Origin of the sequence: Rossellomorea sp. GCM10028870 (assembly GCF_042666755.1) — a bacterium.
In the GTDB taxonomy this organism is placed as follows: Bacteria; Bacillota; Bacilli; order Bacillales; family Bacillaceae_B; genus Rossellomorea.
The window spans coordinates 344,941-367,518 of the sequence record NZ_JBHTGN010000002.1; the positions used below are offsets into that span (position 1 = coordinate 344,941).

Here is a 22,578-nt window from a genome sequence, read left to right on the forward strand (position 1 = left end):
TTTGTACTCTCCTTAAAGCAAAATCATTACGATTTAATTTTTGTAACCAACTCTTTTCCCATCTCACTAGTGATCCTCGTTAGATCCTCTTCGAAGCTTCGAATGGTAAAGGCTTCGGAAAGTTTTTGATCATGATGGGCTTCCGCGACTTCTGTCAGCTTGTCCTCATAGATCCTGATCAGCTTGTCCATGGTAGGGCTCGGTACATCCAGGAATCGTGCAATTCCCTGGATGATCTTGATCCGGTAATAATCTTCCTTAGGCATTCTCGGGATATCCAGCTCTCCCTCTACGTTCCTGTACATCTTCCTGATCGGAACGGCCGAGAAATCGAAATACCTTCCTGCCTCGTCAGGAGTCGAAAATGGATCGACCAACAGTGAGGTATAGCGTATGTAAAGTAAATACTCCTGGTGGATTCTATCCAGCTGTTCAAACCCTTCGATGTCACTCCTTGATAAGCTTTCCAATCTTACTGGATAGTTATCGTCCGTCATGAATCGGAGTAGGTTGAGTGGCTTGATATTCACTCTTTTAAGGATTTCCATCATTTCCTGCCATTGAGCGAGGATATCCCGGATCAGATACTGGGTGATCGGTCCTTCGGGATACAGCTTATACACATATTTCATGGAAGGTCCCTCGCCGAATATCTCCCGCAGTGTCACATCATTCATAAAGAGCGGAGGATGGACATAGAGGGAAATATTACGTGTTTCTGCTTCTAATGGGGATTCAGTCAGCACTAACTCTACCCCAAGCTCCTGCCCTAACGAAATCAGGTTTTGAATTGTCTTCGATTGACGATGGGTCGATCCGATATAGAGCTTCTTCTTCACCGCCGTCGTAATGATATGGTGAGAAGGGTCCCTCTCCATCCACCTCGTATCTCCTAAATAAGTAGAGAAGCTGATGATTTCCGCCTCGGGTTGAACGTCAGCCAGATCATACTTCACAAGACTATTGGATCCGAAAGTCGGTGAAACCAATACGATGGACAGGACGCCTTTGAATACTTCCCTAGGAATAGTGTGGAGCACGTCCAGATACGCGTCTGTAGTGACGGCCAATAAGACGACATCCCACTCTCCCCTTATCGTATCGAGACCGCGGTACACATGATCAATCAGGCATTCACCTTGTAATCTCTCATTCTTCTGATTTTGAACAGACACCCGAATCTGATTTCCATTCATCTCTAACGATTGGAAAAATGATTCCGACCGGACGGAATTCCTCCCTGCGATCCCCACCTCGCATCCCAGGTGGTTCTTTACGATCATACAAAGCTGCACAGAAGCGGGTCCCGTGCCTATGACCAACACCCGTTTACCCTTTTTCATCGTTTCCCCTCCTGACTTGAAGTAGGACGAATTTTTTCATAAAGTAAGATATCAAATATTTGCTGGGGACGCAGACTGTTTTCTGCTATTCTCCACTTCTCCTTATCTACTTCACGGGAAGGATAGTTGAAGAGGGATTTCAGTCCATCCCCGTACCTCATCGACACAACGACCTCTTCATTGGTCAACTCATATAACTGATCCATGATGTCATATTTCACTTCAACCGTCGAACTGAAGATGATATGGGTCACTTCCTTGAGATCTCTGAGCTGTTCCACAAACGAAAGTTCCAGTGCAATATTTAAATCCCTGCCTAATCGATTCACAACCTGCCTTCCCAGGGTGACCGCCTCTTCGTCAATGTCGATTCCGATCACCTTTGCGCCAGTGCGTCCCGCAATAAGGAGCGGTGTCATCGGAAAAGAACCAGAGCCGACAAGGAGTACAGTCGATTCCCCTGTCACCTGAAACTGCCCGAACTCCTCTTCAATGCTGGACTCAATGTTTTGAAAGTAGTTTGCTATCTCTTCTTCACCCCTCAACAGCTTCCGGGCCCGGTGCTTCTCCATCTTGGCAACGGATAGGGCGGATAGATTTCTTAACTGATCTACCAGGTATGGATCCGCTACCTGATCCCACCTCTTTATGTACTCTTCATTAAGAATGAATCGTGAATACTCGTTGATTAATTCCTCTAACGCCACAGCCTCCTCTTCCATAAGGCTGCTCTCTTGAATGGCTTCATCAAATCGTTCCAAATAGATCTTCAGATCCGCTTCAAAGGTCTTACCCGCCTTCATCATATAACCTCCTCTACCATGTGTATAAATGCTTTCCCTTCGGCCACAATCCCGACGGTCCCCTCAATCCTGACCGCTGTGATGGACCCTTCATCCCAATCTGCGGTTACATGCATTTCCCCTCCAGGCTGTTTAACCTGCAGCGAGATGCAGCGCCTTTGCTTCCATGCGAGATAAGCACCCAATGATCCGGTCCCCGATCCGCATCCCCGTTCCCACATCATGCTGTTCACATCCGGTACATGGATGAGGGGGGCAAGTTCGTGGGTTTCAGGATCATAGAGTAAAACACCAACCAGATTGGCCTCATAGGAGGAGTTGATCAATCGTGCCAGGGTTTCTGCCGATCGGCGTAATGAAGAGTCCAACTGTCCCGCTTCCAATACAGCGTGCACCGCCTCCTGATAATAGATCATCGTAATGGGAAGTTCTTCTCCATCCACCACCCACATTTGCATCTTGATCCTTGCGGGTATAGGCATTGTAATGCTGCAACGGTACAAGCCCATCTCATTCTTCACATCACACCGGACCAACTCGTCGGTTCCCGAGACTTCCATCAGGATGGTTGTCGAATAACCGTGGGGCAGCCCCTTTCCCGAAGCAACGAAGGCAGCCAACGACATACAGGCATTCCCACAGAATTCTCCCCCGGCCATTTGCAGGCTGGAATCTGCACCCGCATTCTTTGACTCTTCAATGAACCCCACCTGCTCAGCATATAAACTGTCATATGCCATCAGCCTTGACGCTATCTGATGATATTCTTCCTTAAGGTGTTTGGTCTTTACAAGTACCGTCATATTCTCCGTCGGGTTGAATTTAATAAACTCGATCTCCTGCATCATTTCGATCCCTCCGCTTCTTTTGATAATAAGATACTGAAAGGACAAACCATTAATTCGTAACCATTACGATTTATTACGCAAAAAATATATGGATTAATATTAAAACGTAATAGTTACGATTTACCTTTATTATGCTATGGTTTTTTTTTACTTCTGTCAATCGGATTTTTTCCATTAAGCATAATTAGGAAAAAGGTGCTACCCTCATATCTTGTTTTCTATCAGGGGGTCTTCTAGCTAGCATCAAAAAGAAACCTTCCCCTCTACATAGTGAGGGGAAGGCAGATTCCGTCTACATTTTCACTTTTATTGCAGTCAGACAGCCCCCTTAGCTCTAGGCTTTGTCGTTTTCAATTCCAAGCGGGGGTAGTCCCTCAGTAAATTAAGCATCTCTTTTAACTACTCAATGACTAGAATTAAATCAATTATCAAATTTTGAAACAGGAGAAATCGGTTTGAAAAATGAATCCACCACATCGTTCGTAACGTCTGAAACATGTTTGTACTCATAATTCGGTGACTGGTCCCGATCAATGAGGACCGACCGAACGCCTTCATAAAAATCTCCGTGTTTTAAGAAGTTCTTGGCTAGAAGAAGATCGGTTGCAAAGCACTCTTTCATTGTCTTTGGTTTGCCGTCAATCATTTGTTTTAACGTGATCTTCAATGAAAAAGGGGACTTTGAAAGGAGAAGTTCCATCACATTCAAGTTAAAATCGCTGGTCTGACCATCGAGGGATTGAAGGATTTCTTCAACCGTCTCAAAAGCGAAATGCCGATCGATTTCATGTTGAATAGTGGCAACATGGCTTTCATTAGAAAAATGTGTCTTATATTCATCAATCAGTTGATCAAGAATTTCATCCATATTCTCATGACGCCAATCCGTATTTTCCACTTTTTCAATAAAACGTTCTAATGCGTCACTTTCCATGTAGATGTCTGCACCATTTATATATAGCACATCCTGAGCCTTTATGACCGAGCCTGTTAAAGCGAGATAACGACCTGCGTGCCCGGGAGCTTTATTTAAGAAGTAAGCTGCGCCAACATCCGGAAAGAAACCGATATTCACCTCGGGCATCGACCATTTTGTCCGCTCCGTTACGATGCGATGACTAGCCCCATATGTTAGACCAACGCCCCCACCCATTACGATTCCGTCTAAACAGGCAATGATCGGCTTCGGAAATTGATACACGGCCATATCGACCTCATATTCTTCAGCAAAAAAATTCTCTGCTTTTCGCCGTGCGGATTCAGACAAACGCGCTTCATAGAGTGATTTAATATCACCGCCTGCACATAGCGCTTTTGAACCCGCACCTTTCATGACGACGATTGATACACTATTGTCTGTCTTCCATTCTCTTAATTTTTCACCGATAGTGATGACCATCTCATGAGATAGAGAATTGAGTGCTTTCGGGCGATTAAGAAAAACCGTAGCAACACCATTTGGGTTAACGGAAAACAATACTTCATCGGACATTCTATCTCCTCCTTTTATGAATGTGTGAAGTCTGGTTTGCGTTTTTCGATGAATGCGTGAATCCCTTCCTTCGCATCCTCTGTCAGAAACAACTCAGCAAATCTTCTACGTTCCTTTTCTAATCCTTTTTCCATACTTACGTTACTGCCCTGTACAATACACTCCACTGCCCGCATCACACTGGTCATGCTTTTCCCTTCCACAAACGAAGTTGCAATTGCTCTTGCCGTCTGTAACAATTCACTTTCTTTTACAGCTAACTGAGCTATCCCAAGATCTACGGCTTCTCTTGCAGAGAGGGTCCTCCCTGTAAGGATGATATCCAGTGAGGTTGCTGTATCTGTTATCTTGCGAAGCCGTTGTGTACCGCCGAAAGTCGGAATCAGCCCAAGCTTTAATTCAGGAAGACCAACCGTAGCATGATCTGACATGATTCTAAAATGACAGCTCATCGCCAACTCCAGGCCACCCCCAAGAGATGGCCCATTTATCGCGGCAATGACAGGTTTCTGAAGACCTTCGATTTCATCGCAAAGAGCCTGACCATTTTTCGCCAGTTCCACCCCCTGTTCCTGATCCCCTAATTTAGATACGAATTCTTTAATGTCTGCTCCCGCAACGAAGAAACGGCCCTCCCCTGTAAGGATGATGGCTTTTGTTTCATCATCCCTGATCAGTTCCTGAAAAAGGGAACGCAATTCGGAGATACAGGAAGAAGATAATGTATTCGCCGGCGGATTGTTCAATGTGACCATTGTGATATCATTTTCTTTTCTAATCGTTGCGTATGTGTAACTCAAGATTTTCCCCTCCAGTTGAAAGATTTCAAGATAAATAGGTCCCTCTAAATGCCTATATCCTACAAATAGAGGGATCCTACGGTCAGGTCTAGAACCAGCGTTCTGTTACTACTTTCTTCCTTGTGTAAAATTGGACACCGTCTTTTCCATTTGTTCCAAGGTCTCCATAAAATGATGCTTTGTTTCCGGCGAATGAGAAGAATGCCATTGGAGCTGGCACATTGACATTCACACCTATCATGCCGGCGTCAATTTTATCGCGAAACTTCTGGACACTTTTGCCGCTCGACGTATAGATAACAGCTCCATTGGCAAAATTGGATTGATTGGTGAGTTTGATTCCTTCATCAAGGTCTTTTACTCGTACGACACTCAATACTGGCGCGAAGAGTTCTTCCTGCCATATTTTCATATCCGGTTTCACATGGTCGAAAATGGTCGCCCCGACATAGTATCCTTCCCCTACTTCAGGATCCCGTCCGTCCACTCGTAATGAAGCCCCTTCTCTTACCCCGGTGTCAATATAATGGAGCACACGGTTTTTGTGGACTTCCCGGATCAAGGGACCTACAAAGTTATCTTCTGACCTGCCGTCTCCTGTTTTCAGCTTGCGTGTTTCAGAAACGAGCATTTCCATAAACTCATCAGCGATCTCATCTACGACTGCAACGACTGAGCACGCCATACAGCGTTCTCCACTGCTGCCGAACGCGGCACCGATAATGCCTTGAACCGACTTCTCAAGCTGGCAATCCGATAGGACTACAGCATGGTTTTTTGCCCCGGCAAGTGCCTGGACACGCTTTCCGTTAGCTGTACCCGTTTGGTAAACATGCTTTGCCACAGGCTCGGAACCAACGAAAGAAATGGCTTTGATGTCTTCGTTCTCCAGTAAACCGTTCACCACGTCTTTTGCTCCGTGTACGAGGTTAAGGACACCTTTAGGGAAACCTGATTCATAGAACAGCTCTACAAGTTTACCTGCTAGGATCGGAGTTTTTTCTGATGCCTTCAGAACAAACGTATTTCCACAGGAAATCGCAAGTGGGAACATCCAAAGTGGTACCATCATCGGAAAGTTAAAAGGTGTAATTCCTGCGACGACTCCTAATGGATAACGCCAAATCGAACCATCAATTCCATCCGCAATCCCAGGTAGTGACTCTCCCATCATTAGAGTAGGGGTCGCAGTCGCAAGCTCAACGACTTCTATCCCTCGCTGAACCTCTCCACGAGCATCCTTTAGCGTTTTTCCATTTTCCATCGTGATGATTTCAGCCAATTGCTCTTTCTGTTCTTGAAGAACCCTTAAGTAATTGTATAATAGTCTTGTCCGGTTCGGCACAGGGACTAATGACCAAGTATCATACGTCTTTTGAGCGGCCTGTACGGCGTGATCGACATCCGTTCTCGTCGATAGAGGTACATAGGCAATGATTTTTCCATTCGCAGGATTGATTACTTCTTCAACATCCGTTCCGGTAGAATCTACCCATTCTCCGTTGATGTTGTTCTGCATTTTTTTAATATTTGTTGTAATCATCTATTCTCACCCCTTCTTATAAAATGGTTGTCGTCTTTTCACTAATTTTTTTGTATAGGATGGACATGTCTTTTTCCCCGTAACCGTTCTTTTCAGCTTCTTCATATAGGTCTAAGAGAATTTTGCTGACCGGCAGTTCCACGTTGTTTTTTTCGGCAAGTCCAAGAGCAAACCCGAGATCCTTCCTCAGCAGCTTTAAAGAAAAACCGGGCTCATACGTATCATCAGCTATGAAACTTTTATAATTGCGCTCGTAGATTCTGCTCTGTCCATAACTGACGTTGAGCATCTCGAACAATTTTTCAAGATCAAGATCACTATTCTTAGCAAGATGGAGGGCTTCACTTACACCCGCTGTATAAAATCCGATCAGTAGATTATTGATGAGCTTCGTATTTGTACCGCTGTCGATCTTTTCACTCACATGAAATATATTCTCACCCATCGCGTTGAATACAGGCAGTGCCTTATCGAAGGCAGACCTTACACCACCGACCATGAAAGTGAGTGTTCGATTTACTGCCCCTACTACACCCCCGCTGACTGGTGCCGCCAGAAATTCCACACCCTTTTTCTTAGCCGCCTCTTCTATCCGGCTATTCAGTTCTGGAGCTACCGTACTCGTATCGATGAGCATAACACTTGGACCCGAGATGTTAACGAGTCCTTTTTCCCCCAGGAAAATCTCCTCCACTGCGTTTGTCGATGGAAGGCTTGTCAGGATTACATCACATCGTTCAACCATCTCATCAAGCGATACGCCGACCGTACCTCCCGATTTAAGAAAGGACAACTCAGCTTCTTTATTCAGATCCATTCCATACACTGTAAAGTTAGACAGAAGCAAATTTTGCGACATAGGTAGACCCATTTTGCCCAAACCGATAAATCCGATCTTTTTCACAAGACTTCACTCCGTTCACACGATATATTTTTCATGTTCAGACACGCGTTCTGCGATTTCCCGCTTTTGAATAAACAGATTTCTGTAAAGGGGAACAGGAAGGCTTTTGATTTCATCCAGTATCCCTTTTCTGCGGGCTTCATCTGCTTCTGTTCCCGATAAGATCAAGACTGTCATCTCTTCCATTCTTCGATAACCCTCTTCACAGATGATGTTCGTCATGTTCGTTTTCAATAGCTCTTTGTCTATCCCGTTCTTTTGTGTGGCTTTTTCTGTGCGAATGAACGCAGATTCCATCACATAGATTTCTTTCATCATGTTGGCGAGCAAACGGGAATATTCTTGCTCCTGCTGGATATTAATGTGGAAATGTGTCAGTGCTCTCAAAGATTTGTCGAGAAGCATTTTAGACAAGTGGATGTATTCCTGATTTCGGTTTATATGCTTATGGATTAGGTGTTCCTTCCTTGAATCGGCAGATTGGTATGCTTTTTTGATCAAAAGCTTAGCAATCGTCAGTCGGTTTATTTCATTGGTTCCTTCGAAAATCCGGCTTATCCGTGCATCCCGATAAAGTCTTTCCACCTCATATTCCTGCATGTATCCATACCCACCATGAATCTGTACGGCCTCATCTACAATCCCGTCAAGAACTTCGGAGCAGTTTACTTTATTGATTGCACATTCGGTTGCGTAGTGTGCGAGTTCTCTCAATCGATCATCTAAGGGGGCGGCAGAGTCCAGCACTTGGTCTAAGCTGTCAGCCGTCCTGTATGCGGCACTCTCTGCCCCATAAATCGAAATCGCCATTTCCGCAATCTTTTCTTGTATCATGGAATAACGGATGATTGGTCTACCAAATTGCTTACGCTGTTTCGCGTAGCCCACTGCAAGCTTCAGTGCCTGCTTCGATGTACCGATGTTTGAGAAGGCGAGCTTCAACCGCGCCATGTTTAAAATGTTTAACGCTACATGATGTCCCTGCCCAACTTTTCCCAGGACATTCTGTGACGGCACATGGACATCTTCCAAGATTAAAGTGGCGGTCGAAGATCCTTTTATCCCCATCTTCTTCTCTTCTGGGCCAACTGAAACCCCATTGAAAGACCTCTCTACAATGAAGGCAGTCATGCCGTCACCGGTTTTGGCAAAGACGACGTAGACATCCGCCACTTGTGCGTTGGTTATCCACTGTTTTTCACCATTTAACAGCCAGGATGTCCCTTCTTCGTTCAACACTGCAGTCGTTTTAGCATTTAGTGCATCCGATCCTGCATCAGGTTCCGTTAAGGCATAGGCTCCAATCCATTCTCCCGATATGAGCTTAGGCAGGTACATATGTTTTTGCTTCTCTGTTCCATAATATACGTATGGAAGTGTACCTACGCCTGCATGAATATTAAAGGATACGCTGAACGAACCTCCAAATCCCATCTTCTCTGCTACAAGCCCTGAAAGTTTTTTGTTCAGTGACAGGCCACCATACGATTCTGGAACCTCAATACTGAGCAAGCCAAGCTCCCCTGCTCCTTTAAACAATTTTTTAACGTTGGCATAATCATGCTGATCAATCGAATCAAGCAAGGGAATTACATCGTTTTTGACGAATCGTTCTGTTGTTTTCGATATGAGATGACCTTCCTCATTAAAATCTTCCGGAGTAAATACTTCATCTTCCTCTCCATGATGAGTAAAAAAACGTTCACTAGCTTGAAGTTCTGCTTCGCCCATCCCTTTCCTCCTCGCTTTGACTTGTTATGCTTATTTACCAAAAGCGTTGAATCGATTACATCCTACAATAGATGCGAATCACGATTCCCTTTTACCATTTGTGCTTTACGATTTATGTTCATCGGTTAGGAGAGTCTTTGCGATTTCTTTATCCAGATTTTCAAAGTCATAATAGGAAATGGTGTCATATAACTCGCTTCTTGTCTGCATGTCCTGGATTCCTTCTCTTTGAGTGCCTTCTTTTTTGATCAGCTGGAACATCCGTTCATATGCCTTCGCCGCCACCCGCAATGAAGTCACAGGATAAATGACCATCTGAAAACCCATGTCCTGAAACTCTTCAGCAGTATGGTAAGGGGTCTTCCCGAACTCTGTCATGTTAGCAAGAAGTGGAACTCGGATTCGGTTCCGGAACAGTCGAAACTCTTCTTCCGATTCAAGGGCTTCAGGGAAGATTGCGTCGGCACCTGCTTCTACATACATAGCCGCTCTTTCAATCGCACCTTCCAGTCCTTCACTGCTGCGAGCATCCGTACGCGCTACGACAATTAATGAAGGAGCCACCTCTTTGATCACCCTGATCTTCTGAACCATCTCTTCCGGAGATACGAGTTGTTTCCCATTTAGATGTCCGCACTTTTTAGGCAATTGCTGATCTTCCAATTGAACCGCAGCTACATGGGCCTCCACCATTTCTCTAGCCGTACGTGCTACGTTCAGATATCCTCCGAATCCCGTATCGATATCGACTAATACCGGCAAATTAGTAGCACGAACAAGGTCTTTGGCGCGTTCTGCAACTTCAGTTGACGTCAGCATCCCAAGATCCGGGAGTCCCCTGCTTGCTGTATAAGCGGCTCCCGATAAATAAAGCGCTGAGAAACCGGCCTCCTTTGCAATGAGGGCAGCCATCGCATCATGAGCACCAGGTATTTGCAAAATGGATTCACTGGACATAATTTTTTGAAATTGGTCGGCAAGCTCTGTTTGTGCTAACGGTTGGTCTACAATCCATGCCATCTTGGCCATCCTCCATTTCTAAATGAATAAATCTACAAATTCATTCACTCTCATGTTTTCTAATGTGTCCCTGTCATAGCAGGCTTCTTCAATCAATCTCTGTTGTTTGCTAGAATAGTGGGTCTTGATATTGTTCATGAATTTTTCCTTAATCTTTGGAATCGCTTCGTCTCTTCTGAATCGGTGTCCTAATGGAAACTCTAATTCTACATTTTCGGTAACGGATCCATCTGTGAAACGAATTTGCACACTATTTGCGATTGAGCGCTTGCTCGGATCAAGGTAATCTTCACTGTATTGTTTGTTTTCTACCACGGTCATCTTTTCACGCAAGGAATCAATTCTTGGATCCAGGGCTGTTTCATTTTCATAATCTTCCGCTTTGATATCGCCTTTAAGCAATCCGATGGCTGTGATGTACTGCAAACAATGATCGCGATCCGCCGGATTATGAAGAGGACCTGTTTTATCAATGATGCGTATAGCTGATTCATGGGTCATGATCCTGATTTCATCGATTTCGTCAAGTCGGTTAATCACTGATGGGTGGAGCTTTACCGCACACTCAGCTGCTGTCTGTGCATGGAATTCTGCCGGATAAGATACTTTGAACAGTATATTTTCCATTACATACGATTCAAGTGGACGGCCCAGTACCAATTCTTTTTTATTGAAGAGTATATCCTGGAATCCCCATCCAGGTGCTGAAAGTCCGGTTGGATAGCCCATCTCGCCTTTGACAGCCATCATTGCCAAGTGAACGCCCCTGCTTGTTGCGTCTCCTGCTGCCCAGGATTTTCGCGAGCCTGTATTGGGTGCATGTCGGTATGTTCGCAAGCTTGAATTGTCAATCCATGCATTCGATAACGCATTAATGATTTCCTGACGAGATCCACCCAACATCTTCGTTACAACAGCTGTCGTTGCGATTTTCACAAATAGAACATGATCGATACCTACACGATTCAAGCTATTTTCCAAGGCCAGTACTCCCTGAATCTCGTGGGCCTTGATCATCATTTCGAGCACATCCCGAACTTGTAATGGTTCTTTCCCTTCCGAAATCCGTACCTGGCTTACATAATCCGCTACAGCAAGAATGCCTCCAAGGTTGTCAGATGGATGTCCCCATTCCGCAGCGAGCCACGTATCATTGTAATCCAGCCAGCGGATCATGCACCCTATGTTGAATGCTCCTTTCACAGGATCAAGGACGAACGATGTACCTGGCACTCGAGTCCCATTCGGTACAATTGTCCCGGGTACGACAGGTCCCAGAAGCTTCGTACATTCCGGGTATTTCAAAGCAAGAATTCCGCATCCAAGCGTATCAAACAATACATAGCGTGCCGTTTCATATGCTTCCGTACTTGTGATGTCTCTATCTAATACGTAATCGGCTATTTCTTCCAATAACACATCGGTTTTCGTCGTTTCGTTCGTTTTCAACATGAGATACCTTCCTTTTCTGTTAAAAGTTATTTATGATATAAATGGGTATTCGCCAAAATATCCATTTGCATCAGGCGGACGACGTTACAACTCCCCAGTTGTTTAATTAAATACACGTCGCTCGCCTGTATAATGTACTCGCGGACGGAAGAGTCGATTATTGGCGTGCTGCTCAATAACATGCGCACAAAGTCCGACTGTTCTGGCACTAAAGAAGATTGGAGTATATAGTGGAATCGGTATCCCCAACATCCAATAGACCGGAGCTGCATAATAATCAAGATTCGGATAGATTCCTTTCTCTCTCTCCATTACTCTCTCACCAGCTTCACACATTTCATATAAAAGGTGGTCGCCTTTTAAATCACATAGTTCTTTTAACGCTTCCTTCATCATTAATGCCCTCGGGTCCATCTTCTTCATATACACGCGATGCCCAAACCCCATGATTTTTTCTTTTTTCATCATTTTCATTTCGAGCAACTCTTCAAATGCTTCCACACTGCCTGCTTCATTAAGCATGTACATAACCGCTTCATTCGCTCCTCCGTGCAGGTTCCCTTTTAAGGAAGCCACCGCACCGGTTAAGGCACCGTATAAATCAGAATGAGTAGACGCGATCACCCTTGCCGTGAAAGTGGAATTCGGCATCTCATGCTCACTATAAAGGACTAAAGAGCGGTCAAATATCTTTTCTTCCAGTAGAGAAGGGACTCGCCCAGTGATCATGTAAAAGAAATTTGCACTGTATGATAGATCTTCGTTTGGACGGATCGGCTCCATTTGTTGAATGATTCGATAGCTATTCGCCACAACGTTGGGCACCATTCCAAGAAGTTGATAAGCCCGCCCTTTATTCACGGGTAATGAACGATCATCGAGTTTGTTGTCATATCCTGCAAGAGCTGAAATTCCTGTTCTAAGCCCATCCATGGGATGTGTATTTCCAGGAAGCTGTTTGAATATTTCAATCAGTTCCCCAGGTATTTCATATTCACCTTTCAACACCTTTTCCACCGCTTCTTTCTCTGCAGAATCAGGTAAACTCTCTTCCAGCAGTAAATGGACAATATCCATGTACTCTTTAGATTGTGATAGTTTAATAAGGTCATAACCCTGGATGACAATTTCACTTTGTACCGTATCTAAAAACGAGATCTTTGTTTCTGCTGCAACAACACCATCAAGTCCGGGGAAAAATTTTTCTTTAGCTTCCAATCATCTCTTCCTCCTATCTCCAAATAACTCATCATTTATTTTGTTGTAAGCCCTTTCAAGATTGCTCAGACAAACTTCTTTTTCTTCTCTTTTTTCTATCCGCATTATGATTTCTTCTGTCAATCGCTGATAATTAGAAGGAAGCATAAGTGGCTTTTCTCCACTGAAGTTGTTCATAATGCACGTTTTGAAGTAATCGGTAAAATACTCAACTGTTCCATACAAAGAAGTTCACCTCGAATCCGTCTTGTTTAAAAATCGACAATAAAAAACAACTTCTAAAAAGAAGTTGTTAAGATCGAACTGATGCTTAAATAAACATTTTCTGTTACCCCAAAAAGCCAAAACAAAAAATGTTGATCACTCGTTCGCACTTAACACCCCCTATCCTCGTAGGTATTGATGTGTGCTGAAACAGGCAGGTCTCCTGACTTATGATCATCACTCTCCGAACCTTCCCATCTTCAAATTTCTAAAGACAGTGGCTTTTTCGAATCGCTCCCAATTACAGTTGCGGGACAGCGTCGGACTCTAACCGAACTTCCCTATTAAGTAGAGGATCGTCACATCCCTCTACACCTGCTTCTACACGTATTCAGTTTTCCAATCAAACATATCAAATATTTCTAAAAATTACAAACAATTTTATTAATTGATATATTTTCCTTTTGAAATCTGGAGTTTTTTTAGACGTTACTACAAATCTAGCAAACTTAACAAAACCTTAATGTAACTGGTTTGCAACCTCCTTTCCTTGAAATAATTTAATTTTTTCGTTTAAAATGTTTGAATATTGAGACAATGGTTAGTATAATAGAAAAAAGGTCAAGGAGTTGATTTTTCATGAAGAAGTATTTGCTAAATTCACCACAGTCCGAGGTACCCGGCATAGACTCTCTTTTTGCAGAAATGATTTTGGACAAGGCCCTGCTAACATTCCGGAAAGAGCAACTCGAACAGAAAATCGACCAATCATTACGTGATCGAAACAAAGAGGAATTCCTGCGGCTGACGGAGGAGTTAAATCAGATCCGTAAAGATCACGAGGAAAAGGATGTAACAGTATAAACGATTCATAAGATATAAATAAGCCAGTTGGTTTCTAATGGGAACAGTGCTCTTGCTGATTTTGGCAGGGGCATTGTTTTTTATGATTGCACCGAATACGGCGGTCTGCCCCCGGCGTGCCGATGTTTTATCCCAAATAAATTATTTTCCACTCCCGTAATCATGCCAGGTTGTGGTATTTCTTCATTATAATAACCAAAAGGACGGTCCACTTGCCCTCAGCATGCGAACCGTCCTTCTCTCAATCCAGTTCCCGAACCTCAATCGGAATCAATGTCCGTGCAATTTGCTCCCGATGAGCCTCGTATCTCTCCGGAAGCATCAAGCTATTCCCCATCGTTTCCTGGGATTCATCATGTGCAAACCCGGGAGGATCCGTTGCGATTTCAAACAGGATTTCACCGTGCTCCCGGAAATATATTGCGTTAAAATATTGGCGGTCCTGTACCGGTGTGACGCGGTATCCATTGTCAGCCACGACCTTTTGCCATTCCAGTTGGTCTCTGTCATCGACTGCACGCCAGGCAATGTGATGAACGGTGCCGACGCCTGCCTGACCGCGTCCGATCGGGGTTAATTTCAGGTCGATGATGTTACCGATATCAGCAGGTGAACGGAAGCGTTTGAAATCTCCTTCTTCCCCGACGAGTTCGAGCCCCATGACGTTTTCCAATAGATCAGCCGTTTGATTCGGTTGAGACGATAAGAGAGTCGCACCGCCGAAACCTTTGATGGCAACTTCAGGTGTCACCCCTCCATGCGTCCAGGTATTTGCTTCTCCTTCTTCCCGTTCCACGATTTCCAGGTGAAGTCCATGTGGATCATCGAACTCCAAATACTCTTCACCGAATCGTTCCATTTTCGTGAACGGAATACTGAACGTTTCGAGTCTCTCTTCCCAGAAGCCCATTGCGCCTTTTGGAACGACATACGATGTCACTCCCACCTGCCCGTCCCCGATCTTGCCTTGATAGGCACCAGCCCATGGAAAGAATGTGATGATCGTACCCGGCTTCCCGCCTTCATCCCCGAAATACAAATGATACGTACCCGGGTCATCGAAATTGACGGTTTGCTTTACCAGGCGCAGGCCAAGGACGCCAGAATAAAAATCTACGTTTTCTTGCGGATGTCCGACGATGGCGGTGATATGATGGATCCCCATTGTTTGTTTGTTCATTTCATTCACTCTCCTATTAAAGTTAATGTTATCGATAATGTAGATTCGTATTCTTTGATTATTATCTCGAATTCGAGATATACAGTTAAAAAATAAATCTCAATTTAAAATATCTTGAATATGAGATAATTATATATCGTATTTATTTTGAAGTCAACTTGTTTTCATGTTGGTTAGTCATGACCTCGTTACATAAAATGATTGAAAAGATGCAATTGATAAATATATCCTTTTTGTGTAAAATTACACTAAAAGGATGGTGACAGCTCTTGGATATTGTATTCATGATTTTATTAGGATTTCCGGTCCTTTCGATGATCGTCGGTATGGTTGGTTATTACCTCTTTAAAAACATCCTGGTCTCACCACTGGTGGTCTTTCTAACGACGCTTGTTGCCACTTTTACTGTATTCAATGATTCGTTCCTGGTATGGGTTTTTGTGTATACCTGTTTAGCTTTTCTTTCAGGCTTAGTGGTTAAGATCTTTAAAGAAAACAAGGGGGCAATATGAAGAATTTTCTTTCTGGAATGTTGTTTAGTTTACTCTTATTACTCTCGTTTATTTTCATTCGGACGGTGGCCGGGCTGTGGGTATCTTTTGCATGGTCACTCTTTATCACGACCGCTGTTTTTCTTTTCTATGGAAGGAAGAAAAAATGGAGTGGAAAAGATATCGTTTTGATTTCTTTCGGTACCGGTCTTTTCTATATATTATTTGCTTCCTTTGGAATAAGTTTAGTCCCACCCGAACCTATAAGGGATCTGGGTGATATCGTCATGCCTTATCTGTATGCTGGTGTGTTTGGGGGATGCACAATGATCGTGCTGGTTTTATCAGGATTGGTCATTAACAAACAGAGATAGCAGCCCTTCATTAGTGTCGAATCTTCTTTGTAGGCACCCACAGAAAAAGCTGAAGAATCCTATTCTTCAGCTTTTTTTCAAGATATTCACTTTACACCCTCTGCAAGCTCCCTCATGGAGTTCAACGTAGCAGTCAGTTCTAAGAACCACTCTTCATCCCCTGTTTCCAAGGCAAGGTCAATGAGGAACTGTATCTGCTCCTTATTTGTGACGTGTGCATCAGGGATTTTATTCACCTGTCTGTTTAACAGGGGAATGCTTTTTCCTTCAATGGTTTTATTGTCACTGGTCACGATTTTCGCTTTTACGGCTCCCCCTTTGGTATCAAGGTTCTCTATATAGCCGATGACCAATTCACCAGTAAGTAATTTCCCTTTGACCCAATCCCCAATTTTCAAAATAGATTGCTGGTTAGACATATACTTTTTCACCTTCTCAACTGTAATATTATTTGTTACATTTAATGTAAAAAGAAAGCCTTCTATGCTTTCTCTTGATTGATCATCTCGATGATATCTTTGATGGTATAGTCCTTTAAGTAATCACCCAGTTGTTCTTCTGCGCCAAGGAAAATCTGAAACAGGACATTTTTCATGTTCGCTCCTACGAGACACTTTTCGTTGGATGCTGTGCATTTCGGCTGCAGGGCGCCTTCTGATGTGATCTTGTAAATATCCCACAGATTGATATCGCTCAGTTCCCTTGCAAAAATGAATCCACCGCCCGTTCCTTCTTTAGACGTGATGAATCCTTGCTTTTTCAACAGACTAAGGACTTTGCGGATCCGGACCGGATGGACGCCGGCACTTTCTGAGATGGAATCGCTTGTAGACATGCGGTCCGTTTGCAGTGCCAGGTACGTTAAACTGTGGATGGCTAATGTAAAGTCGCTATTCATGGCCTGCCTCCTTCACGGATGTTACTGTAATGGTAACTTTTACAGTTTAGACTGTCAAGAATCCGGCTTTCGTTAATTGGCAAGCTTTTGCAATTCATTATATGAGAAGGTACGCACTTTCCTTGGCAGGAAGCTGCGGATTTCTTCATCGTTATAACCGACCTGCAATCTCTTTTCATCTAACATGATGGGTCTCCGCAGCATTTGCGGATTCTCCTTGATTACTGTATATAAATCTTGGAGTGGCAAAGAATCGATGTCTACGTTTAATTCCTTGAAAGCCTTTGATTGAGTTGAGATAATGTCTTCTGTTCCATTTTCCGTCAGGCGAAGAATCGACTTGATCTCATCAGGTGTCAACGGTTCTGTCAGCATGTTACGTTCCACGTAAGGTATTGAATGTTCGTCAAGCCACGCTCTTGCTTTCCTGCAGGACGTACAACTTGGTGTCAGAAATAAATTGACCATGTGTTTACACACTCCTTCTAAAATGTAATAAAAAAAGTAACAGTTATGATAAAAAATATAATCTTTATTTCCGAGTACACTGTAATAATAATATTTACAGTTAAGGATGTCAACCATTTTTATGAAAAGAATCCTCCCCATTGAGAGAAGGATTTCTCTTGCTGCATTATTTCCGTGATACAGCTCCTTTGGCCGAAACGGCAGCAAAGGTGATCGTGATGGCGCAAACGATTACGATAGCGATCACTCCCTGCATCAACTCCCAGAATACCCACCCATCAATGAGAGCGGTGCGCATGCTTTCAAATACATAAGTAGTCGGGTTGATGGTAGCAGCGATTTTTAACCACTGCGCTTCAATCAATTCATAAGGAACGAACGTCGTACTTAAGAAAATCAGTGGAAAAAAGATGAACGTCCCCGCCTGGGCTGCCTGGGCATTTCTCGTCCTCAGTGCAATCCCGACGGAGTAACCGGCAAAGGCAAGGCCCCAGCCGATTGCAATTAACAGGACAAACAATACGCCGGCAAACCCGGTTTTGACTTCCAAGCCGAGTAAGAAAGCCATTCCGATGATCAGAAGGGTTTGAACCAGAAGCTGAAGCATCCCGGCGATGATCGGCCCTAACACGATGGCAAGGCGAGATGCCGGTGTGAGAAGCAACCTTGAGAAGAAACCGGTCTCAATATCTTTCACGATGCTCTGCCCCGCTCCCCCTGCTCCTCCAATGGCAGCAGATACGATGGAAACAGGCAGGATGAAGGCGAGATAGTCTGCCCCTTCAAAGGTTGGAAGTTCAGAAATACCGCTCAATCCACCTTCATAAACAAGAAGGAAGAAAGCAGATATGATCAAGTTAGGAATGAATGAGAATGGGTTTCGGATGGTGGTTTTGATATTCCGGACCGTCATCAACCATGTATCCTTGAAAACGTTATTCCCCATGGCTCTTCACCCCCTCTTTCGCCTCAGTCGTCAATTTCAGGAAGATATCATCAAGGGTGGGGGAAGACAATTGAATATCGATGATCCCGAAGTTTTCTGTGTCCAGGATACGGACGACCTCGAGAAGCTGCTTTGTCCCTTCTTCCACATATACAAGGATCTTGTCTTGTTGAGCGAGAACGTCGACTCCTTCCATGTGCATCCCGATCAGTTCAACGCTTCGTTGGATGCCATCAGGATCTTTCAATGTGAGGGTAATTAAGTCTTGACCGATTTCTGCCTTTAATTCTTTCGGCGAGCCCATGGCGACGATTTCACCTTTATTGATGATGCCGATCCGGTCCGCCAGGGAATCCGCTTCTTCTAAATACTGTGTCGTGAGAAAAATCGTCGTCCCCTTCTCCTTATTCAGCCGGCGAAGTTCCTTCCAGATCGCCGCCCGGCTCGACGGGTCAAGTCCCGTTGTCGGTTCGTCCAAGAAAAGGATATTCGGTTCGTTGACCAGAGTGAGGGCAAGGTCCAGTCTTCTCCTCATCCCTCCTGAATAACCGCCGATCCTTCGCTCGGATGCTTCTGACAGATCCACGATCTCAAGCAGCTCCTGAGCACGCCTTCTTCCCTCTTCCTTCCCGAAGCCGAATATGTACGCCTGTAGTTCTACCATCTCCCGTCCTGTCAGATCGGGGTCCACCCCCGTCTCCTGCAGGGCAACGCCAATATGCCGGCGAACATGCTCCGGCTCCCGGATCACATCATAACCTGCCACTTCCACTTTTCCTGAAGAAGCATTGATCAGCGTCGTCAGAATTTGGACCGTCGTTGATTTCCCGGCACCATTGGGACCTAAAAAGGCGAAAAACTCGCCTTCCCCGACTTGGAATGTTATGCCTTTTACCGCTTGTACGTTTCCTTTTTTAAACGTTTTGGTTAAGTTCTCAACCTCGATCTTGCCATTCATGAGCATCCCTCCATTCTCTCTATTCCTATTCGAGGAGGGGGTTGGTTTATCCTTTAATATGTGCAGGGTGATGTGCTTGAATAAACGGGAGATTGGACTCGTAGAAATCAATTTTTCACCCAATTCTCTTTATAATCTTCAATATAACGTTCAATGGTGATGGGCTTTGTATGGGTTATTCTTTCAAACTCATGAGTCACCCCTTTTGCCAGCCCTAACTTGGTTGGAAAATGGATGCCGATGACTACATTCACGAAATCCTCTTTTTCCCCTTTTTTCAACATATACGATTTAAATTCCTTAACAGTCGGATTGGAATAGTGAACCTTCTCCCCAAGAATCGTCGTCATACGATCAGCGACTTCATAGAAATCAAGTGCTCTATCCCCGGTAATCACGTGGTTCTTATTCGTATGCTCCCCAGGATTTTGAAAAGCGTGGATAGCGATTTCTGCAAGGTCACGGGTGTCGACGAAGCTGGTTTTCCCCTTCCCTGCAGGTATGAAAATCCTTCTTCTTTCCTTGATTTCATCACCCAAAAAGTCTTGCAGGTTCTGCATGAAATATCCTGCCCTTATAAAGGTATACGGGATGCCAAGTTTTTTTATATGCTTTTCGTTTTTATAGTGATGGATGAAAGGCAGATATTGAACATCCTTGACGGATAAGTAAACGATATGCTTGATTCCCTTGTGTTTGATAGCCTCGAGAAACGTTTGAAACTCAAGCTTGTCTCCAGGTGGATAGATGAGAAAGACCTGATCCACATCTTCCAGTGCCCCATCAAATGTAGTGGGCTCGGCTAAATCCAATTTAGTGAAACGGTATCCGTCTCCAAAATTCTCTTCTGCTTTTTCAACATTTCTCACAGCACATTTCATGGAAATGCTTCTTTCTTTCAATTTCTTGGCAACTTCTATCCCCACTTTTCCATTGAAGCCCGTAACGAGTATCGTCAATTTCATCTCACTCCCATAGTATAAAATCGCATAAGTGTTATTCGTTCACTTTTTTTGCTTCTTTTATTCTTTTCTTCTGTGGACAATTTATCCTCTCCACCAAGGAACTTAAAGGCATTTATCAGCTATTTTCGATTTTACTTTTACGAACTCTAGAAATTTTGAATAAAAGCCATGTAACTTATTTGTAACTCCCAATCTTTACACTTTTGCTAGAAAGGGGCTGAATTTTTATGAAGATATGTAAACATGTTTGGGTTGTGACGATCGCTTTGGTGTTGTTAAGTGCATTCACACTGTCTCCAAGTTCATCTTTTGCTGCCGGCCAATTCTTGAATGGTTCCTATGGAGGAAAGCCTTACAAACTGTATGTCCCCGAGCAGTATGACGGAAGTAAGTCATACCCTTTATATGTCATGCTCCACGGATGTACACAAGATGCAAGTCAGTTCGCGACCGGAACAAAAATGAATGCACTTGCTGATGAAAAGGGATTTTTGGTCCTATACCCTGAACAAACCAGCAGTTCTAATTCAAATAAGTGTTGGAACTGGTTTGAGACGGCTCATCAGTCGAGGGGAAGCGGGGAACCTGCCATTATTGCCGGCATAGTGAACACTATAAAGGATGGTTATTCTATAAAGGATGAACATGTCTATGTTGCCGGACTATCTGCCGGAGCAGCCATGAGTGTCATCATGGGGGCTACATATCCAGACCTCTTCTCGGGGATCGGTGTGGGAGCAGGACTCGAATATAAAGCCGCTACCAGTACCACCGCAGCTTTTTCAGCCATGTCCGGTGGAGGCCCCGACCCTGTTAGACAAGGAAGGACGGCCTATCAGGCAATGGGAAGTAGAGCAGCCGTAGTACCCGTCATCGTCTTTCACGGAACTTCTGATTATACGGTCTACCCGGTTAATGGGGAACAAGTGATCACTCAATGGTCCGTCACGAATGACTTAGCACAAGACGCTTCAGAAGACGGATGGATGGATGACCAGCCTGAACGAACGGTGAATGGAACCGTATCGGGGGGGAGAAATTATTCTGTGAATGAGTATGAAGGCGGGGACGGGAAGGTTTGGATGAAGAAGGTCAATGTTCAAAACATGGGGCATGCCTGGTCTGGAGGAAGTTCGCAAGGAAGCTATACAGACCCTCAAGGTCCCGATGCCAGCAGGATGATGTGGGAATTCTTCCATTCATTCTCAGAGGAAAATAGTGAAAATGATGAAGTTGCCCCCATCACATCAGCCAATCCCAAGGGAGGAACATACAGTCAGCCCATTCAGGTGGAGTTGCTGACAAATGAAGAAGCAGACACCTATTACACGACAGACGGCTCAGTCCCTTCTTCCCAATCCACCTTATATACTGGAGCAATTGACATCTTGGAGGATACAACCCTCAAATTTTTCAGTCAGGACAGCTCCGGTAATGTTGAAACCATAAAGCAAGAAGAATATGTCATCGATGATAGCGCCCCAAGTGAACATGTAACTCTCTCTTCCCTATCAGGGGAAGATGGGTTTGCAGGCCGCTTCACAGCCGATGGCATAGGAACCGGTGATATCAAAGTCGGGGACAAAGGAATGTACAATACAGACACTTATAGAGGACTCCTATCATTTGACACCACTGTACTGGGAGACTTGCCCATAGACACCGCCAAGGTCCGCCTTTACACCAAATCCTTTACAGGTACGATTTCCTCCATATCCATGGACATAAAAAGCGGAACCTTTGGAACTGCCGCCATTGAACAAAGTGATTATTCAGCCAGTGCAAGTCTGAGTAACCTTGTTAGCTTTCAACCACCTGCCGTTTCCAGCTACATCGATGTAGAGCTTCCGGCGTCCGCTCTATCGCAACTCAATCGCAATGGCAGGACTCAATTCAAACTGAAGGCCACAACAGCCGCCGGTTTTAACGCAAATTCCATTGAATTCTATGGAGGTGGAAATGGTGATTTGTCCCCGGTTTTATTGATAAACGGGCCGAACTAAACGATACATTCGTTAGTGCTGATTATAGTAAGATAGGATCAGTCGTCCCTGAACGACTGATCCTTTCTATGAC

At 44.3% G+C, this 22,578-nt stretch carries 23 protein-coding genes and 1 riboswitch; of the genes, 4 read left to right on the plus strand and 19 right to left on the minus strand.

Annotation, left to right across the window (positions count from 1 at the left end; translation table 11 throughout):
* Positions 1-26: 26 nt before the first annotated feature.
* The 12 genes from ACFQWC_RS12495 to ACFQWC_RS12550 all read right to left on the minus strand — a co-directional run bounded on the left by ACFQWC_RS12495 (position 27) and on the right by ACFQWC_RS12550 (position 13,379).
* On the minus strand, positions 27-1,343 hold the full coding sequence (locus tag ACFQWC_RS12495; protein ID WP_377107613.1) for an opine metallophore biosynthesis dehydrogenase: 1,317 nt from the start codon (positions 1,341-1,343) through the stop codon (positions 27-29).
* The gene (locus ACFQWC_RS12500; RefSeq protein WP_377107615.1) at positions 1,340-2,146 is read right to left on the minus strand and encodes an SAM-dependent methyltransferase; all 807 of its coding nucleotides are present in this window, start codon (positions 2,144-2,146) and stop codon (positions 1,340-1,342) included. Before ACFQWC_RS12500 ends, ACFQWC_RS12495 begins: the two co-directional genes overlap by 4 nt.
* Positions 2,146-2,994 carry a histidine racemase CntK family protein gene (locus ACFQWC_RS12505; protein WP_377107617.1) on the minus strand — a complete coding sequence of 283 codons (849 nt, stop codon included), beginning with the start codon at positions 2,992-2,994 and terminating at the stop codon, positions 2,146-2,148. The genes ACFQWC_RS12500 and ACFQWC_RS12505 overlap by 1 nt, the downstream gene beginning before the upstream one ends.
* A 421-nt stretch (positions 2,995-3,415) precedes the next feature.
* On the minus strand, positions 3,416-4,486 hold the full coding sequence (locus tag ACFQWC_RS12510; protein WP_377107619.1) for an enoyl-CoA hydratase/isomerase family protein: 1,071 nt from the start codon (positions 4,484-4,486) through the stop codon (positions 3,416-3,418).
* A gap of 14 nt (positions 4,487-4,500) precedes the next feature.
* On the minus strand, positions 4,501-5,286 hold the full coding sequence (locus ACFQWC_RS12515) for an enoyl-CoA hydratase-related protein (RefSeq protein WP_377107621.1): 786 nt from the start codon (positions 5,284-5,286) through the stop codon (positions 4,501-4,503).
* Between the two features lie 88 nt (positions 5,287-5,374).
* Positions 5,375-6,829 (minus strand): CoA-acylating methylmalonate-semialdehyde dehydrogenase, encoded by a 1,455-nt coding sequence (locus ACFQWC_RS12520; RefSeq protein ID WP_377107623.1) that lies wholly within the window; start codon positions 6,827-6,829, stop codon positions 5,375-5,377.
* Between the two features lie 16 nt (positions 6,830-6,845).
* On the minus strand, positions 6,846-7,733 hold the full coding sequence (locus ACFQWC_RS12525; protein ID WP_377107625.1) for an NAD(P)-dependent oxidoreductase: 888 nt from the start codon (positions 7,731-7,733) through the stop codon (positions 6,846-6,848).
* Positions 7,734-7,748: 15 nt separating this feature from the next.
* Positions 7,749-9,464 carry an acyl-CoA dehydrogenase family protein gene (locus ACFQWC_RS12530; RefSeq protein ID WP_377107627.1) on the minus strand — a complete coding sequence of 572 codons (1,716 nt, stop codon included), beginning with the start codon at positions 9,462-9,464 and terminating at the stop codon, positions 7,749-7,751.
* A 105-nt stretch (positions 9,465-9,569) separates the two neighbouring features.
* Complete coding sequence (prpB, locus tag ACFQWC_RS12535) at positions 9,570-10,484, minus strand: methylisocitrate lyase (protein ID WP_377107629.1); 915 nt, start codon at positions 10,482-10,484, stop codon at positions 9,570-9,572.
* 18 nt (positions 10,485-10,502) lie between these two features.
* Entirely contained in the window at positions 10,503-11,936 is a 1,434-nt protein-coding gene (prpD, locus tag ACFQWC_RS12540; RefSeq protein WP_377107631.1) for a 2-methylcitrate dehydratase, read from the minus strand.
* Positions 11,937-12,038: 102 nt separating this feature from the next.
* Positions 12,039-13,154 (minus strand): citrate synthase, encoded by a 1,116-nt coding sequence (gene mmgD, locus ACFQWC_RS12545; protein ID WP_377107633.1) that lies wholly within the window; start codon positions 13,152-13,154, stop codon positions 12,039-12,041.
* Complete coding sequence (locus ACFQWC_RS12550) at positions 13,155-13,379, minus strand: hypothetical protein (protein WP_377107635.1); 225 nt, start codon at positions 13,377-13,379, stop codon at positions 13,155-13,157.
* 175 nt (positions 13,380-13,554) lie between these two features.
* Positions 13,555-13,752, minus strand: a riboswitch (cobalamin riboswitch).
* Between the two features lie 245 nt (positions 13,753-13,997).
* Between ACFQWC_RS12550 and ACFQWC_RS12555 the strand changes: the two genes are divergently transcribed.
* Entirely contained in the window at positions 13,998-14,222 is a 225-nt protein-coding gene (locus ACFQWC_RS12555; protein WP_282137216.1) for an IDEAL domain-containing protein, read from the plus strand.
* Between the two features lie 241 nt (positions 14,223-14,463).
* Here ACFQWC_RS12555 and ACFQWC_RS12560 read toward each other — a convergent pair whose 3' ends face one another.
* Positions 14,464-15,402, minus strand: a complete 939-nt coding sequence (locus ACFQWC_RS12560; protein WP_299745727.1) for a ring-cleaving dioxygenase — start codon at positions 15,400-15,402, stop codon at positions 14,464-14,466.
* 269 nt (positions 15,403-15,671) lie between these two features.
* On the opposite strand from ACFQWC_RS12560, the gene ACFQWC_RS12565 reads away from it, so the two are divergent.
* On the plus strand, positions 15,672-15,914 hold the full coding sequence (locus ACFQWC_RS12565; protein ID WP_377107638.1) for a DUF2651 family protein: 243 nt from the start codon (positions 15,672-15,674) through the stop codon (positions 15,912-15,914).
* A complete protein-coding gene (locus tag ACFQWC_RS12570) occupies positions 15,911-16,267 on the plus strand; it encodes a hypothetical protein (RefSeq protein ID WP_377107640.1) in 357 nt (118 codons plus the stop codon). Before ACFQWC_RS12565 ends, ACFQWC_RS12570 begins: the two co-directional genes overlap by 4 nt.
* An 86-nt stretch (positions 16,268-16,353) precedes the next feature.
* Here the strand turns inward: ACFQWC_RS12570 and ACFQWC_RS12575 are convergent, their stop codons facing one another.
* The 6 genes from ACFQWC_RS12575 to ACFQWC_RS12600 all read right to left on the minus strand — a co-directional run bounded on the left by ACFQWC_RS12575 (position 16,354) and on the right by ACFQWC_RS12600 (position 20,496).
* The gene (locus tag ACFQWC_RS12575) at positions 16,354-16,686 is read right to left on the minus strand and encodes an IDEAL domain-containing protein (RefSeq protein ID WP_299745718.1); all 333 of its coding nucleotides are present in this window, start codon (positions 16,684-16,686) and stop codon (positions 16,354-16,356) included.
* Positions 16,687-16,748: 62 nt separating this feature from the next.
* A complete protein-coding gene (locus tag ACFQWC_RS12580; protein WP_341357593.1) occupies positions 16,749-17,165 on the minus strand; it encodes an RrF2 family transcriptional regulator in 417 nt (138 codons plus the stop codon).
* A gap of 72 nt (positions 17,166-17,237) precedes the next feature.
* Positions 17,238-17,633: a transcriptional regulator SpxA gene (gene spxA, locus ACFQWC_RS12585; RefSeq protein WP_299745713.1), complete on the minus strand. Its 396-nt coding sequence runs from the start codon at positions 17,631-17,633 to the stop codon at positions 17,238-17,240.
* Between the two features lie 166 nt (positions 17,634-17,799).
* Positions 17,800-18,579 carry an ABC transporter permease gene (locus ACFQWC_RS12590; RefSeq protein ID WP_299745710.1) on the minus strand — a complete coding sequence of 260 codons (780 nt, stop codon included), beginning with the start codon at positions 18,577-18,579 and terminating at the stop codon, positions 17,800-17,802.
* On the minus strand, positions 18,569-19,537 hold the full coding sequence (locus ACFQWC_RS12595; RefSeq protein ID WP_341357592.1) for an ATP-binding cassette domain-containing protein: 969 nt from the start codon (positions 19,535-19,537) through the stop codon (positions 18,569-18,571). The genes ACFQWC_RS12590 and ACFQWC_RS12595 overlap by 11 nt, the downstream gene beginning before the upstream one ends.
* A gap of 107 nt (positions 19,538-19,644) precedes the next feature.
* Entirely contained in the window at positions 19,645-20,496 is an 852-nt protein-coding gene (locus tag ACFQWC_RS12600) for an SDR family oxidoreductase (protein ID WP_377107644.1), read from the minus strand.
* A gap of 233 nt (positions 20,497-20,729) precedes the next feature.
* On the opposite strand from ACFQWC_RS12600, the gene ACFQWC_RS12605 reads away from it, so the two are divergent.
* Entirely contained in the window at positions 20,730-22,505 is a 1,776-nt protein-coding gene (locus tag ACFQWC_RS12605) for an extracellular catalytic domain type 1 short-chain-length polyhydroxyalkanoate depolymerase (RefSeq protein WP_377107646.1), read from the plus strand.
* Positions 22,506-22,578: the final 73 nt, after the last annotated feature.